The sequence below is a fragment of the Komagataeibacter saccharivorans genome (assembly GCF_003207825.1).
Lineage (GTDB): Bacteria > Pseudomonadota > Alphaproteobacteria > Acetobacterales > Acetobacteraceae > Komagataeibacter > Komagataeibacter saccharivorans.
Map to the genome: position 1 here is coordinate 158,524 of NZ_NKTY01000001.1, position 16,117 is coordinate 174,640.

A 16,117-nucleotide genomic window follows, 5' to 3' on the forward strand; every position below is an offset into this window, starting at 1 on the left:
TAAACAAGGGAAAAGTGCGCCCGCCCCGTCAGGCCACGCGCAGCCGCCGGGGCAGCGGCAGGCCCAGCGCATCGGGAATGTCCCATATTTCGCGCACGGTCCTGACCTTGAGGAACCCCGCGCGAAGATAATTGGGCAGTGCGCGCGGATGATCGGCCGAACACGTATTGACCCGGACTGCGGCCGGATGCGCCTGCCATGCGCGCGCGATCATCTGGTGCAGGAAAATCCGCCCGACCCCGCGGCCTATCCATGCAGGCAGCAGGCCGAAATAGGCGATGTTCACATCGGGGCTGTAGCGGGCGTCCAGTTCGCAGAAACCGGCAACCCTGTCGCCCTCATACAGCACATGCACACCAATACCCGGATCGGCCAGCAGGTTCGCAAGCTGCGCATCTGACATGAGGCGACGCAGCCACCAGCAGTAATCGCGACCCACCGCGTCGTACATTTCGCGGTACCACCCCACGGTGGGATGTGTGACCGGACGGATCGTATAGCCATCCGGCAGGGCTGGTGGCGATCCCGGCGGCTGCCTGTCCATGCACAGGAAGGTTACATCCACACCGATCCGCGTTCCATCGCCGCCCGGTTCATCACGGGCGGCAGGACATGGAACCTCAGTTATCATCAAGGAAGGACCGCAGCTTGCGGCTGCGGCTGGGGTGCTTGAGCTTGCGCAGCGCCTTCGCCTCGATCTGGCGGATACGTTCGCGGGTCACGTTGAACTGCTGGCCGACTTCCTCAAGCGTATGGTCGGTGTTCATGCCGATGCCGAAACGCATGCGCAGCACACGTTCCTCACGCGGGGTGAGCGAGGACAGCACCCGCGTCGTGGCTTCGCGCAGGTTGGTCTGGATCGCGGCGTCAAGCGGGATGACCGCCGTCTTGTCCTCGATGAAGTCACCAAGATGGCTGTCTTCCTCATCCCCGATCGGGGTTTCGAGGGAAATCGGCTCCTTGGCGATCTTGAGGACCTTGCGCACCTTTTCCAGCGGCATGCCCAGCTTTTCAGCCAGTTCTTCCGGCGCCGGCTCGCGCCCGATCTCATGCAGCATCTGGCGCGAGGTACGGACCAGCTTGTTGATCGTCTCGATCATATGGACCGGGATACGGATGGTCCGCGCCTGATCCGCGATCGAACGCGTGATCGCCTGCCTGATCCACCATGTTGCATAGGTGGAGAACTTGTAGCCACGACGGTATTCGAATTTGTCCACCGCCTTCATCAGGCCGATATTGCCTTCCTGAATCAGGTCAAGGAACTGAAGACCGCGATTGGTGTATTTCTTGGCGATCGAGATCACCAGCCGCAGGTTGGCCTCGATCATTTCCTTCTTGGCGCGCGCCGAATCCCGCTCCCCGCGCGACACGGTGGCGTAGACGCGACGGAACTCACCCACCGGCAGGCCGGTTTCCTGTGTCAGTTCGGCCACCTGGTTACGCAGGCGGACCACCGTCTCGCCATGCTTGGCGATGAAGTTCTTCCACGACTTGCCCGGCAGGGCGGACGCCATTTCCATCCAGCCGGGGTCCAGTTCGCGGCCACGATATTTCAGCAGGAAGTCATCGCGTGATACGCGGGTGCTTTCAGCCAGACGCAGCATGCGCCCTTCCAGACCGTTGAGGCGCTGGAAGATTTCCTTGAGGTGTTCGACCAGCACCTCGATCCGCGCATTGTGCAGGTGGACCTGCTGCACCTTGCCCACCAGTTCCATACGGAGCTGTTCGTAGCGGCTTTCGTCCTCGGCGGAGATTTCGCTACCACCCGTGAATTTTTCCAGCCGTTCGGCCTGCACCTTGTGCAGGGCTTCGTACAGCGCCTCGATTTCCTTGAACTGTTCAAGGATTTCGGGCTTCAGCTTTTCTTCCAGCGCGGACAGCGACAGGCCGGCACCTTCGCCTTCGCCCTCACCTTCGCCCTCGGTTTCCTCGGCCTCGTCGTTCTCGCTGCCTTCGTTTTCGGCAAAGGCATCCTCGCCTTCGGCAGACTCGGCGGGATCGTTGCCGCCGGACTGCATGGCTTCAAGGTCCACGATGTCGCGCAGCAGCATCTCACCGGCCTTGAGCCGTTCATGCCAAGAAATGATGGCGCGGAAGGTCAGCGGGCTTTCGCACAGCCCGCCGATCATCTCGTCACGACCGGCCTCGATGCGCTTGGCGATCGCGATTTCGCCTTCACGCGACAGCAGTTCGACCGAACCCATTTCACGCAGGTACATGCGCACGGGATCGTCCGTGCGGCCAAGGCTTTCGGTATCGACGTTGCCGGCAGCGGTTTCCCCGCTTTCGCTTTCCTCTTCCTCGGCGGTGTCGTCGCTCTTGGTTTCGGCGGGGGCGGCGGCTTCACTCTCGTCGCTGTCGTTGTCTTCGTTCTCGACAACCTGCATGCCCATTTCCGACAGGGCAGCCATCACGTCCTCGATCTGTTCGGAGGACATCTGATCCTGCGGCAGGACGGCGTTCAGTTCATCAAACGTGATGTAACCGCGTTCCTTGCCGCGGGCGATCAGTTTCTTGACGGCGCCGGACCGGGTGTCCAGCAGGGTCGTATCGTTGTCCTGATCCCCCGAAGCCGTGTCCGTACCCGTGGCTGTCTTTGTCGCCATGCCCGATCAATCCCCACCCAGCAAATCCGTTTACGCGCGCGCCAACCCTGCCTGCGCGAGGTTGGCCGCTCCTTTCCCGCCCACCGCATATGCCGGAGGACAGGACAGGGCCAATTATACCGTTTTCATCTGCATTTGTCTGGTGCAGGTGGTCGATAACATGGCCGAAGTCAAGGGCACGCCCGGTGCATTTGATGCAAACGGGCAATTTTCCATTCTACTCATCCGCCTCGTTCCCACCGCGACGCAGGCTGTCCAGCGCCAGCAGGCGGGTGCGCAGGCTCTGCCACGCGGCTTCATCCAGATTGCCCGCGCACATGCGTTCGGTATCGGCGCGGACTTCGGCGGCAAAGCGTTCGACGTTGAGCAGCGCGTAGAAATGCCACCATTCACGCCGCGGGTCGGATGCAAAAATATCGCCATCATCCTGTCCGCGCGTACGCCGCCCGCGTGTTGTGTGGACACGCGCGCAGACTTCATCCAGCCCGGTGCGCGAAAGGCAGGCGGCCAGTTCATCAGGGGATGGCAGTTCGCCCCGGGCATCATACATATCCAGCAGTTCCTCGCGCAGCGCGGCCAGATCGGCGGGCAGTTCAAGGCGGCAGTAGGCGTCCTGTACCTCATCCAGTATGGCGGGCTGCTCAAGGATGATCGCACTGAGGATGCACTGGCGCTGCAGGTCGGCATCCACCGCAGCCACGGGCGCGGTCGCCACCGGTGCCGGCCTGCCCCCGCCACGCGCCCCGGAGCGGCGGAAGGTCTCGAAGAAACTGTCCAGCAGGGTGGAGCGGTATTCCGATGCCAGCGCCTTGTCAGGAATCAGTGCCGCGACTTCCACCAGCCTGCGCCGCAACGCCGCGCGCTGTTCGGGACCGGGATTGCGCACGCCCTCGCTCAGCAGGCCGAACAGCACCTGTCCCATCGGGCGCGCACCGTCGACAAGGGCGGCCATCGCGGCGGGGCCGTGGCGGCGGACAAGGCTGTCCGGGTCTTCCTTTTCAGGCAGGACGCAGAAGCGCAGCGTGCGATCCACGTTCAGCAGGGGCAGCGCCGTTTCCGCAGCCTTCACCGCCGCGCGCTGGCCTGCCGCGTCACCATCGAAACACAGCACCGGCGCCGGGGCGACCTGCCACAGCGCCTCAAGCTGTTCCGCCGTCAGGGCTGTGCCCAGCGGGGCGACCGCACCGCCGAATCCGGCCTGATGCAGCGCGATGACATCCATGTAGCCCTCAACCACCAGCAGGTCGGCCTGCGCGCCGGTACCCCGCACGGCACCGCGAGCACGATCCAGGCCGAACAGCACCCGCCGCTTGGAAAAAATCGCCGTTTCGGGACCATTGAGGTATTTGGGCTGCCCGTCGCCCAGAATGCGCCCACCGAAGGAAACCAGCCTGCCGCGCCGGTCGCGGATGGGAAAGGTGACGCGGTTGAAGAACAGTTCACGCTGTGGCGTGCCGCTTTCATCAGCCCGCATCACACCGGCATCGCGCAGCATGGCGGGCGTTATGTCCAGTGCCGCCATTTCCGCCACCAGCGCGCCGCGCCCTTCCCCCGACCAGCCCAGTCCGAAAGCGGCGATGGTTTCATCGCTCAGCCCGCGGTCATGCAGATAGGCCAGCCCTTCCCGCCCTTCGGCCAGGTACAGCCTGCGCTGCCATGACTGCTGCACGGCTTCAAGCACATCGCCCAGCGTGCGGGCACGTTCGTCCTGCTGCTGCCGGGCGCGGTCGGGCCGGGGCATTTCCATGCCCGCCGCCGTGGCCAGTTCTTCCACCGCCTCGGGGAAGGAGCGGCCTTCGCTCTGCATGACAAAGGTAATGACATCACCATGCGCCTGACAGCCGAAGCAGTGGTAATGGTCATCATAGATATAGAATGATGGCGTCTTTTCCCCATGGAAGGGGCAGCATGCCTTCCAGTATTTCCCCGAACGCACCAGCTTTGTCCGTCGTCCGATAACCGGGGCGATGGGCGTGCGGGCACGCAGTTCATCAAGGAATGCGGGGTCAAGCGCCATCCGGCTTACCTTTCGCCGCCGATCAGGCCGAAAGCTGCGCGCGCACGACAGCACTTGCGCGCGACGGGTCAAAGGCCGCGCCAAACTGTTCCTTCAGCGCCGCCATGACCTTGCCCATATCCTTCATGGAGGTGGCGTCCGTGCGGCCGATGGCCTCACGGACCGCGGCCTCGATCGTGGCGTCATCCAGATCGGCGGGCAGGTATTCACGGATGATGGCGATTTCCGCCTCTTCCTTTTCCGCCAGTTCGGGGCGGCCACCCTTGATGTACAGCGCCGCCGACTCCGTCCGCGACTTGACCATGCCACGCAGCATGGAAATCACGGCGTCGTCGCTGACCTCGTCATCCCCCTTGGCGCGCCCCGCGATATCGACATCCTTCAGCTTCGCGGTGATCATGCGGATCGTGCCGACCTTTCCGCTCTGGCCTGCCTTCATGGCTGTTTTCAGGTCATCCTTGAAACGTGCGCGCAGGGACATGACTGTCAACTCCTCTGCCCGGCGGAAGGGCGAAATGCCCCCTCTGGCGCCGGGAATAATTTTCCCACCGTCCTGTTGCGGCGATATGTGGGAATTTTCTTCCCAATCGCGCAGGACGCTGTTAGGCAATACTCCCGGAAGGGACATCATCCAATGCCGATGACGATAGAAAGTATTATCGAACGCCTTGGCGGCGCCGAACAGGCGGCAAAGCTGACCGGTGTCAGCACCGAGGCCATTCGCAAATGGCGACAGGCCCGCGCCATACCGCCCAAGCACTGGACAACCGTGCTGCGCGCGACGGGCCTGTCACTGTCCGACCTGCAACCCGATACAGAATCCGACCGACCGGAGCCCCCGATGAGCACGCCAAACCCGCCCGCACCGGCCGACAGGCCCAAAGCCGCGACAGCAGCCCTGATTCTGGCCGATGGCACCGTCCTGTGGGGGCGTGGTTTCGGTGCGCATGGCACGGATGCCGCCATTGGCGAGATCTGCTTTTCCACCGGCATGACCGGCTATCAGGAAACCCTGACCGATCCGTCCTTCGCAGGGCAGATCATCACCTTCACCTTCCCCCATATCGGCAACACCGGCGCCACCGCCGAAGATGATGAAGCCGATGTCGTGCGTGCCCGCGCGCTGGTGGTGAAGGAGGACCTGACCGCCCCGGCCAACTGGCGCGCGACCGAGTCGCTGGATGCGTGGCTCAGGACACGCGGCATTCCGGGCATCTGCGGTGTCGATACCCGCGCGATCACCCGCCGCATCCGTGAAGGTGGACCGCAGACGGCGGTTGTCGCCTACCCCGCCGACGGAAAGTTCGACCTGCCAGCCCTGCAGGCCCGCGCCCGCCAGTGGCCGGGGCTGGAAGGCATGGACCTTGCACGCGAAGTCACCTGCGCCAGCCCCTATGCCTGGAGCGAGGGCGTATGGCACTGGCCCCACGGCACCGATCCCCTGCCCGAAAAGCGCCGCAAGGTGGTGGCGGTCGATTATGGCGCCAAGCGCAACATCCTGCGCTGCCTTGCATCCGCCGGGTGTGACGTGACCGTCGTACCCGCCACCGCCACGGCGGAAGAAATCCTTGCCCTCAACCCCGATGGGGTTTTCCTGTCCAACGGACCGGGTGACCCGGCGGCGACGGCGGCCTATGCGGTTCCGGCCATCCGGGGCGTGCTGGAGGCGGGCAAGCCGCTGTTCGGCATCTGCCTTGGCCACCAGCTTCTGGCCCTGACCCTTGGGGCCAGCACATACAAGCTGGCGCGCGGCCACCGTGGCGCCAACCAGCCGGTCAAGGATCTGGCGACGGGGCGCGTGGAAATCACCAGCCAGAACCACGGTTTCGCAGTGGATGAAAAATCCCTGCCAGCCGATGTGCGGGCCACCCATGTCAGCCTGTTCGACGGATCGAATGAAGGGATCGCCACCAGCCGCTATCCCGCCTTCTCGGTGCAGTATCACCCCGAAGCCAGCCCCGGCCCGTCCGACAGCCATTACCTGTTCCGTCGTTTTGTCGATCTGATCGACACCACAACCAAGACCGCGTGAAAGCCGACCCGACATGCCAAAACGGACAGACATCAGCTCCATCCTGATTATCGGCGCCGGCCCGATCGTTATCGGTCAGGCGTGCGAATTCGACTATTCCGGCGCACAGGCCTGCAAGGCGCTGCGTGAGGAAGGGTACCGCGTCATTCTGGTCAACTCCAATCCCGCCACGATCATGACCGATCCGGGGCTGGCGGATGCGACCTATATCGAACCGATCACCCCGGAATTCGTCGAACGCATCATCCTGCGTGAAAAACCCGACGCCATCCTGCCCACCATGGGCGGCCAGACCGCGCTGAACACGGCGATGGCGCTGGACAAGTCGGGCTTCCTCAAAAAGCACAATGTCGAACTGATCGGCGCCAATGCCGAAGTGATCGACCGTGCCGAGGACCGGCAGAAATTCCGCGAGGCGATGGACGAAATCGGCATCGAAAGCCCGCGCAGCCTGATCGCCCACACGCTGGACGAAGCGCGTTCGGCGCTGGAAAGCGTGGGCCTGCCCGCCGTCATCCGGCCGTCCTTCACCATGGGCGGTTCCGGCGGCGGCATCGCCTACAACAAGGAGGAGTTCGACCGCATCGTCTCCTCCGGTCTCGACGCCTCGCCCACCACGGAAGTCCTGATCGAGGAATCCGTGCTGGGCTGGAAAGAGTACGAGATGGAAGTCGTACGCGACACGGCGGATAACTGCATCATCATCTGCTCGATCGAAAACATCGACCCGATGGGCGTGCATACCGGCGACTCCATCACCGTAGCCCCTGCCCTGACGCTGACGGACAAGGAATACCAGCGCCTGCGCGATGCGTCGCTTGCCTGCCTGCGCAAGATCGGCGTGGAAACCGGCGGGTCGAACGTGCAGTTCGGCATCAATCCCGTCGATGGCCGCGTGGTGGTGATCGAGATGAATCCGCGCGTGTCGCGTTCGTCCGCCCTTGCATCCAAGGCGACGGGCTTCCCCATCGCCAAGGTCGCGGCCAAGCTTGCGGTCGGCTACACGCTGGATGAACTGACCAACGACATCACCGGCAGCACGCCCGCATCGTTCGAGCCGACGATTGACTACGTCGTGGTCAAGATCCCCCGCTTCACGTTCGAGAAGTTCCCCGGCACCCCTGCCCTGCTGTCCACCAGCATGAAGTCGGTTGGCGAGGCGATGGCCATTGGCCGCTCCTTCCCCGAGGCCCTGCAGAAGGGCCTGCGTTCGATGGAAATCGGGCTGGCGGGTCTGGACCCGGTCGAAGTGCCGGGCGATGGCGGTGCCGATGCATTCCGTGCCGCGCTGTCACAGCCCCGGCCGGAGCGTATCCTGATGACGGCGCAGGCGCTGCGCGCAGGGCTGAGTGTCGAGGACATTCACGACGCCTGCCGCTTCGAGCCGTGGTTCCTGCGCGAAATCGCGAAAATCGTCGAAGCCGAGCACCGAGTGGTGCGCGACGGCCTGCCCGAAGATGCGGACAGCCTGCGCGCGCTCAAGGCGATGGGCTTCTCCGACATCCAGCTTGCCCGCCTGTCCGGCACGCAGGAAACGGAAGTGGCGAAGCTGCGCGAAAGCCGTGGCGTGACCCCGGTCTACAAGCGCATCGACACCTGCGCGGGTGAGTTCGCATCGCCCACGCCGTATATGTATTCCTCCTACGAAGGTGGATACGGCGTGCCGGAATGTGAAAGCCGCCCCACGGACCGCAAGAAGATCGTCATCCTTGGTGGCGGCCCGAACCGGATCGGACAGGGGATCGAATTCGACTACTGCTGCGTCCATGCCGCCTACGCCCTGCGCGAAGCCGGTTTCGAGACCATCATGGTCAACTGCAACCCGGAAACCGTCTCGACCGATTACGATACCTCCGACCGGCTGTATTTCGAGCCGCTGACGGCGGAAGACGTCATCGCCCTGATCCGGCGCGAACAGGAAAACGGTACCGTTCTGGGCTGCATCGTGCAGTATGGCGGCCAGACGCCGCTCAAGCTGTCGCGCGCGCTGGAAGCCGCAGGCATCCCGCTGCTGGGCACGCCCGCGGACGCGATCGACCGTGCAGAAGACCGTGAACGCTTCCAGGCCATGCTGCACAGGCTGGGCCTGCGCCAGCCTGCCAACGGCATCGCGCGCAGCCCGACGGAAGCCGAAGCGGTGGCCGAGAAGATCGGCTACCCCGTGGTGGTCCGCCCGTCCTACGTTCTGGGTGGGCGCGCGATGGAAATCGTGCATGACCGCGCGAGCCTGCAGCGTTACATGCGCGTGGCGCTACAGCTTGCCGGTGCGGAAGTGGCCAACGGCCCCGTGCTGATCGACCATTACCTGAACGATGCGATCGAGGCGGATGTGGACTGCATCGCCGATGGCAACGAGGTCTACGTCGCGGGCGTCATGGAACATATCGAGGAAGCCGGCATCCATTCCGGTGACAGCGCATGTTCGCTCCCGCCCTATACCCTGTCACCCGCCATCGTGACCGAACTGAAAAGCCAGACCGAAGCCATGGCCCGCGAGCTTGGCATTGTTGGCCTCATGAACGTTCAGTACGCGATCAAGGGACAGGAAATCTTCGTGCTGGAAGTCAACCCGCGCGCCTCGCGCACCGTGCCGTTCGTGGCCAAGGCCACCGGGGTTCCGGTCGCCAAGATCGGCGCGCGTGTCATGGCGGGTGCGAAGCTGGGTGAATTCCGCCTTGATGACCGTGCCGTCGCCCCGCATGTGGCGGTGAAGGAAGCGGTGTTCCCCTTCAACCGCTTCCCGGACGTGGATACGATCCTTGGCCCGGAAATGCGCTCCACGGGTGAAGTGATGGGCCTCGACGCATCGTTCGAGCGCGCATTCGCCAAGTCACAGCTTGCCGCTGGCGTGAAGCTGCCCCTGTCGGGTGCGGTGTTCCTGTCGGTGCGCGACAGTGACAAGGCTGCGGTGAAATCCATCGGCCGCCTGCTGTCGGACATGGGCTTCCGCATCGTGGCGACACGCGGCACGGCAAAGTGCCTGCGTGAAGCGGGCGTAAGCGTGGATGTGGTGAACAAGGTGCTTGAGGGCCGCCCGAACTGTGTGGACGCCATCCGTTCGGGTGATATCCAGATGGTCATCAACACGGCGCAGGGCGCGCAGGCCGTGACCGACAGTTTCGATATCCGCCGTTCCGCGCTGACGCATGGCGTTCCCCACTACACCACCATCGCGGGCGCACGGGCGGCAACGCATGCGATTTCTGCGATGCGTGAGGGGGTTCTTGAAGTCGCGCCCCTTCAATCCTATTTTAAAGGATCATTCTGAGCGTATCGCACCAACGCGGACGTCCTGCCGGTCACCATCAGTGGTCCGGCGGGGTGTCCGCGTGGCCTTGCGTGCGATATGCCCGGTTACGGCAACCAACAGTCAGTTGCGGAAACTGACCTTCACCTCGGGGACAAATCTTGCAGAAATTTCCGATGACAGGCCCCGGCCTGCAACGGCTTGAAGACGAACTGCGCAAGCTCAAGAGTGAAGAACGCCCCGCGATCATACGCGCGATTGCCGAGGCACGCAGCCACGGCGACCTGTCGGAAAACGCGGAATACCACGCTGCGCGTGAACGCCAGTCCTTTACCGAAGGCCGCATTCAGGAACTTGAGGAAATCGTCTCCTCCGCCGAAGTGATCGACCCGGCCAGCCTGTCGGGCGATCAGGTCAAGTTCGGCGCGCGCGTCAAGCTGGTGGATGAGGAAACGGACAAGGAAGTTTCCTACCAGATCGTGGGCGTGTACGAAGCCGACATCAAGCAGGGACTGCTGTCCATTTCCTCGCCGCTGGCCAAATCGCTGATCGGCAAGAGCGTTGGTGACAGCGTGTCCGTTCCCGCCCCCGGCGGCGACCGGACCTATGAAATCCTGGAAGTCATCTACGGCTAGGCGCAAAACCTTGATCACCTTTGAAGATATCCGCGCCGCCGCACAGCGGATCAAGGGGCGCGTGCTGCACACGCCCACCGTCCCGTGCCAGACACTCTCACGGGTTACGGGTGCGGATATCGTCCTCAAGCTCGACAACCTGCAGGCGGTCGGCTCGTTCAAGGAACGCGGGGCCGCCAACAAGCTGGCCCTGCTGACCGAACGCGAACGCGAGCGCGGCGTCATTACCGTATCCGCTGGCAATCATGCGCAGGGCGTGGCCCGCCATGCCGCGATGCTGGGCATTGATGCGGTGATTGTCATGCCGCGCTTCACCCCTGTCGCCAAGGTGACGCGCACTGCCGCATGGGGCGCGCGCGTCATTCTGGAAGGCGACAACTTTGCCGAAGCCACGGCACACGCCAACGCCCTGTGCCAGCGTGAAGGCCGCGTTTTCGTCCATCCCTATGACGATCCCGAAGTCATGGCCGGTCAGGGCACGTTCGCGCTGGAACTGCTTGAGGACGCCGGGCCGCTGGACACCTTCGTCTGCCCCATCGGCGGTGGCGGCCTGCTATCGGGCTGCGCCGTTGCCGCGCGCGCCATGCGCCCGGAGATGGACATCATCGGGGTGCAGGTGGAAAATTTCTCCTCCCTCGCCGGTTTTCCGGGCGATGAGGTCATGCCTTCGGGTGGCGCCACCATTGCCGAGGGCATTGCCGTGCTCCAGATCGGTCGCCAGCCGCTGGAAGTGATCCGCGAACACGTCTCCAACGTGCTGGTCGTGCCCGAAAGTGCCATCGAAACCGCGATCACCATGCTGGCCGAAGGGGCAAAGCAGGTCAGTGAAGGGGCCGGGGCCACAGCCCTTGCCGCCGTTCTGACCTATCCCGAACTGTTCCGTGACAGGCGTGTGGCGCTACCCATCACGGGCGGCAATATCGACAGCCGCATTCTGGCCAATACGCTGCTGCGTTCGCTGCTGCGCGATGGGCGGCTTCTGTGCCTGAAAATGGAAATACCGGACCGTCCCGGCGTGCTGGCCGATATTTCGCGCAAGATCGGCGATGCCGGTGGCAACATCATCGAAGTCTCGCACCAGCGCCTGTTCACCACCCCCAGCGTGCAGGCGGCGGAACTGGAAGTCATGATCGAGGCCCGCGACCCCGAACATGCCCGCATGCTGGAAGCGGAACTGGCCAAGACCTATATCGTGCGCCGCGCCTGACCCCCGGCGGCTTAGGCAGCAACACGGACCACACAGAAAAAACCCGCGAGGTGGCCTGCGCCGCTTCGCGGGTTTTTTTATCCTATTCCGCCTGAGCGCCCATAACCACGCATCTGGTCAAGGATTCCCTTCGGGGACATCCCGGCGGCCCCGGGATGCTTTCATGCGTGCTGCGCGTTCATTTCGTACCGAACAGGCGGTCACCCGCATCGCCCAGACCGGGGCGGATATAGCCATGTTCGTCCAGCCCCCGGTCGATCGCACAGGTGACGATCCGCACATCGGGATGGGCCTTGCGCAGGCAGGCGATCCCTTCGGACGAGGCAAGCAGGCATACGAAAACCATACGCGTGCAACCCGCCTGCTTCAGCCGGTCGATGGCGGCAACGGCGCTGTGGCCGGTGGCCAGCATGGGGTCCACCACCAGACAGATGCGGTTGCCGACATCATCGGGCAGCTTCAGGTAATATTCGACCGGCTCCAGCGTTTCAGGGTCACGGTACAGACCGACATGACCGATCCGTGCGGAAGGGACCAGATCAAGCAGCCCGTCCAGAATGCCATTGCCCGCGCGCAGGATGGAAATCAGGCACAGTTTCTTGCCCGCAAGGCGCCTGGCCTGCATGGTTTCAAGCGGGGTTTCGATTTCCACCGCTTCAAGCGGCAGGTCACGCATGGCTTCGTAGCCGATCAGCAGGCTGAGTTCGCGCGCCAGATGGCGAAAGGCACCGGTTGACGTATCGCGCTCACGCATGAGGGTCAGCTTGTGCTGGACCAGCGGGTGGTTGACGACAATCACATCTTCATCATGCGGGGCGGCAGGCTCGGTCATATTCACTCCTTCAGGATCGTTGGTTTGCGCTATCAGCTTGCGCCATCACGCGGCACGAATGTCAGGGCCAGCCCATTCATGCAATAGCGCAGGCCGGTCGGCGGTGGCCCATCAGGGAATACATGGCCCAGATGGCCATGGCAGTGCGCGCAGTGGACCTCCGTCCTGGTCATGCCATGGCTGGTGTCGGTCGTGGTGCCGACCGCGCCGGGAATGGCATCGAAAAAGGAAGGCCATCCGCTGCCGCTCTCATACTTCGTGCCCGAACGGAACAGCGGTGTCCCGCAGCCCGCGCAACGATATTCCCCGGCCCGCTTTTCATTGTTGAGCGGGCTTGAACCGGGGCGTTCGGTGCCGTGTTCACGCAGGATGCGCAACTGTTCGGGTGACAGGCAGCCACACTGCTGCGCATTTGTGTTCGGAGTATCGGACATGGCTGTTTTTTCCTCCAGCAGACGGGCATTTCACGCTGACTGCTTTTAGGGCATGATGCCACATAAAATAAAACAGGGAGATAATACCCCATGAGCGACCATGAAGCAGCAAACAGGGTGCCGCGTCCGGTCATGCTTGCCGTTCTGGACGGCTTTGGCTGGCGCGAGGACCCGTCGAACAACGCGGTAAGTGCCGCGCATACCCCGGCCTTCGACCGGCTGTGGCAGGCGGGACCACGCGCCTTCCTCAAGACCTGTGGGGAGGATGTCGGCCTGCCGCAAGGGCAGATGGGCAATTCGGAGGTCGGGCACCTCAATATCGGTGCCGGGCGCGTCGTGATGCAGGAACTGCCGCGCATCTCCACCGGACTGGCGGACGGATCGGTCGCACAGGGCGCAGTCATGCAGGATTTCATCGCCGCGCTGAAAGCCAGCGGGGGCACGTGTCACCTGCTTGGCCTCGTCTCCCCCGGCGGGGTGCATGCCCATCAGGACCATGCCGTGGCCCTTGCCCGCATCGTGCGCGCGGCAGGCGTGCCTGTCACCTTCCACATCTTCACCGATGGACGGGATACCGCGCCGCAATCGGGGCATGGTTATGTCAGCCAGCTTCTGTCCCAGCTTCCGGCGGGTGTGCGGGTTGGCACGGTCTCGGGCCGCTATTACGCCATGGATCGCGACCGGCGGTGGGACCGGGTGGAAAAAACCTACAACGCCATCGTCGCCGGTCAGGGCGAGCGGGCGGGCGACGCGCTGGAAGTGCTGGACCGGGCCTATGCCGCGGGCACGACGGATGAGTTCGTGCTGCCCACGGTAATCGGGGAATATGGCGGCATGCGCGACGGGGACGGCGTGCTGAGCTTCAATTTCCGCGCCGACCGTATCCGCCAGTTGCTTGATGCGCTGCTGGAGCCGAATTTCGATGGCTTCAAACGAAGCCGTCTGGTCAACCTCGCCGCCGTTACCGGCATGACGCGCTATAGCGACCGGCTGGCTGAACTGATTACCGTGCTGTTCCCGCCGCAGGAACTGCATGACCTGCTGGGGGATGTGGTCTCGGCCGCCGGACGCAGGCAGATCCGCATGGCGGAAACCGAAAAATATCCCCACGTCACCTACTTCCTCAACGGTGGGCGCGAAGGGGAACTGCCGGGGGAAGACCGGATCATGGTCCCGTCGCCCAAGGTCGCGACCTATGACCTTCAGCCGGAAATGTCGGCGCCCGAACTGACCGACCGCGCGGTGGAAGCCATCGACAGCGGCAAATACGACCTGATCGTGCTCAACTTCGCCAATGCGGACATGGTCGGCCATACCGGCGTGCTGTCCGCTGCCATCAAGGCGGTCGAAGCCGTGGATCAGGGGCTGGGCCGGATCGTGGACGCCATTCACCGCGCGGGTGGCGCGCTGCTGGTCACGGCGGATCATGGCAATGCGGAAACCATGTTTGACCCGCAGACCAATGGCCCGCACACTGCCCATACCCTCAATGTGGTGCCGGTGGTGCTGACGGGTGCGGACGGGGTCAGCCTGCATGATGGCCGTCTGGCCGATATCGCGCCCACGCTGCTGCAGCTCATGGGCCTGCCCCAACCCGCCGCCATGACCGGCCATTCCCTGATCGACGGGTCCACGCCATCCTGACATCACGCCAGAACCCGCTATCCCGCTGGCCCGGCCATCTGGCCGGCGGGCTTATGCTTTTATGGGGCACAATAACATACGCATGGTGCGCGCCCGCGCCCCATGCCACTACTGCGACAGGAGCCAGCCACACCCACCATCTGGTGGCTGGCGTGGCCACGAATGACGCCAATGCGCGCAGAATCCGCCAGCAACTGGATGCCGCCCGCACCGCGCATGAAAACCTGCTCGCCCGCGAACAGCAGCAGGCGCATGATCTGGAAGAACGCCGCAAGGTGCAGCAGGCCGCCCGCGAACAGGCCCGTATGGACGCGGAAAAAGCGGCCAGCCTGTCCGCCGCTATGGTGGATGCAAGCGCCCGCCTGCAACATACGGAACAGCAGGCAGCCGATCTGGACAGCCGCATTGCCGACCTGCACACCGAACAGGCGACGCTGCGCCAGCAGCTTGACCGGGAAGTCGCGCGCCTGTCCCCCCTGCTGCCGCTGGCTGAACGGCTGTCCCTTTACCCGGCGGATACGCTGCTGGCCGTGCCCCTGCCCGCCGACCGGGCCGTAACCGGGCTGCTTGTGGTCCATGGCATGATGGCCGACATCGCCCGCCAGACCCGCGCCATTCACGACCGCCGCACCCGCCTGCTCCAGCTTGACAGCGAACTGGCCCAGCAGCAGCAGCAGATGCGCCTTGTGGTCAGCGCGCGCGAAAGCCAGCGCGATACGGTCAATCGCGCGGCGCGGGCGGCACTTGAGGCCCAGCAGCGCTCCAACGCCGCTGCCGCAAGCGCCACGCAGGCGGTGGAGGAAGCAGCCCGCCGGGCATCAAGCGTGCAGGATGCGATTGCCCGCATCGAGGAAACCGAACAGCAGGCAGAAAAGAACCTTGAACAGGCCGCCCGCGCTGCCGAGCGCGCCCATAACATGCAGGAAGCCACCGCCGCCCGCAGGCAGGCGCATGAAATGGCGGCAGGCGCCGGACCCGGCATCACCCCCGCTACCAGCAGTAGCGCGGGCGCGCCCGTGGCGGGCACGGTGCTGACCGCATGGGGCCAGTCGACCGAAACCGGACCGGCGACAGGCGTGACCTACGCCCCCCCGTCGCGCGCGACCGTGCGCGCACCATGCACCGGACGTATTGATTTTGCCGGCCCGTTCCGCACATACGGACAGATGATGATCCTTGATTGCGGGAAACACTACCGCTTCGTACTGGCGGGACTGGGCGATATCGCGGTCACGGCGGGCCAGCAGGTCAGCCATGGGGCCGCGGTGGGGCAGATGCCGCAATGGAATGGGGGCGGCAGCAGGCCCACCCTGTTCGTGCAGTTGCGCCAGGGGGGTAATACCGTCAATCCGGCCCCATATCTGTGATATGGTGCGAGACGGTTTTGCCCGCATGCAAGTTCGGTATATGCTGCCACCCGTGACGGATGGGCAGGATCACGTTACAACGCAACGCGAAGA

General features: G+C 64.0%; 12 protein-coding genes. 6 read left to right on the top strand and 6 right to left on the bottom strand.

Annotation, left to right across the window (positions count from 1 at the left end; translation table 11 throughout):
- Positions 1-28 precede the first annotated feature (28 nt).
- The 4 genes from CFR79_RS00775 to CFR79_RS00790 all read right to left on the bottom strand — a co-directional run bounded on the left by CFR79_RS00775 (position 29) and on the right by CFR79_RS00790 (position 5,107).
- Entirely contained in the window at positions 29-631 is a 603-nt protein-coding gene (locus CFR79_RS00775; RefSeq protein ID WP_102323217.1) for a GNAT family N-acetyltransferase, read from the bottom strand.
- Entirely contained in the window at positions 621-2,609 is a 1,989-nt protein-coding gene (gene rpoD / locus CFR79_RS00780) for an RNA polymerase sigma factor RpoD (protein WP_110546502.1), read from the bottom strand. The genes CFR79_RS00775 and rpoD overlap by 11 nt, the downstream gene beginning before the upstream one ends.
- Before the next feature lie 217 nt (positions 2,610-2,826).
- Positions 2,827-4,626 (bottom strand): DNA primase, encoded by a 1,800-nt coding sequence (gene dnaG, locus CFR79_RS00785; RefSeq protein ID WP_110546504.1) that lies wholly within the window; start codon positions 4,624-4,626, stop codon positions 2,827-2,829.
- Between the two features lie 22 nt (positions 4,627-4,648).
- On the bottom strand, positions 4,649-5,107 hold the full coding sequence (locus CFR79_RS00790) for a GatB/YqeY domain-containing protein (protein ID WP_110546508.1): 459 nt from the start codon (positions 5,105-5,107) through the stop codon (positions 4,649-4,651).
- A gap of 153 nt (positions 5,108-5,260) precedes the next feature.
- Between CFR79_RS00790 and carA the strand changes: the two genes are divergently transcribed.
- The 4 genes from carA to CFR79_RS00810 all read left to right on the top strand — a co-directional run bounded on the left by carA (position 5,261) and on the right by CFR79_RS00810 (position 11,747).
- Positions 5,261-6,658 carry a glutamine-hydrolyzing carbamoyl-phosphate synthase small subunit gene (gene carA / locus CFR79_RS00795; protein ID WP_102323213.1) on the top strand — a complete coding sequence of 466 codons (1,398 nt, stop codon included), beginning with the start codon at positions 5,261-5,263 and terminating at the stop codon, positions 6,656-6,658.
- A 13-nt stretch (positions 6,659-6,671) separates the two neighbouring features.
- Positions 6,672-9,926 (top strand): carbamoyl-phosphate synthase large subunit, encoded by a 3,255-nt coding sequence (carB, locus tag CFR79_RS00800; protein WP_110546510.1) that lies wholly within the window; start codon positions 6,672-6,674, stop codon positions 9,924-9,926.
- 140 nt (positions 9,927-10,066) lie between these two features.
- A complete protein-coding gene (gene greA, locus CFR79_RS00805; protein WP_102323211.1) occupies positions 10,067-10,540 on the top strand; it encodes a transcription elongation factor GreA in 474 nt (157 codons plus the stop codon).
- A 10-nt stretch (positions 10,541-10,550) separates the two neighbouring features.
- A complete protein-coding gene (locus CFR79_RS00810; RefSeq protein WP_102323210.1) occupies positions 10,551-11,747 on the top strand; it encodes a threonine ammonia-lyase in 1,197 nt (398 codons plus the stop codon).
- A 178-nt stretch (positions 11,748-11,925) separates the two neighbouring features.
- Here CFR79_RS00810 and upp read toward each other — a convergent pair whose 3' ends face one another.
- On the bottom strand, positions 11,926-12,579 hold the full coding sequence (gene upp, locus CFR79_RS00815; RefSeq protein WP_102323209.1) for a uracil phosphoribosyltransferase: 654 nt from the start codon (positions 12,577-12,579) through the stop codon (positions 11,926-11,928).
- 32 nt (positions 12,580-12,611) lie between these two features.
- Positions 12,612-13,013, bottom strand: coding sequence for a peptide-methionine (R)-S-oxide reductase MsrB (gene msrB, locus CFR79_RS00820; protein WP_102323208.1), 402 nt, complete (start codon positions 13,011-13,013; stop codon positions 12,612-12,614).
- Between the two features lie 90 nt (positions 13,014-13,103).
- Between msrB and gpmI the strand changes: the two genes are divergently transcribed.
- Positions 13,104-14,657 carry a 2,3-bisphosphoglycerate-independent phosphoglycerate mutase gene (gene gpmI, locus CFR79_RS00825; RefSeq protein WP_110546513.1) on the top strand — a complete coding sequence of 518 codons (1,554 nt, stop codon included), beginning with the start codon at positions 13,104-13,106 and terminating at the stop codon, positions 14,655-14,657.
- Positions 14,658-14,710: 53 nt separating this feature from the next.
- Positions 14,711-16,024, top strand: a complete 1,314-nt coding sequence (locus tag CFR79_RS00830; protein WP_110546515.1) for a murein hydrolase activator EnvC family protein — start codon at positions 14,711-14,713, stop codon at positions 16,022-16,024.
- Positions 16,025-16,117 lie beyond the last annotated feature (93 nt).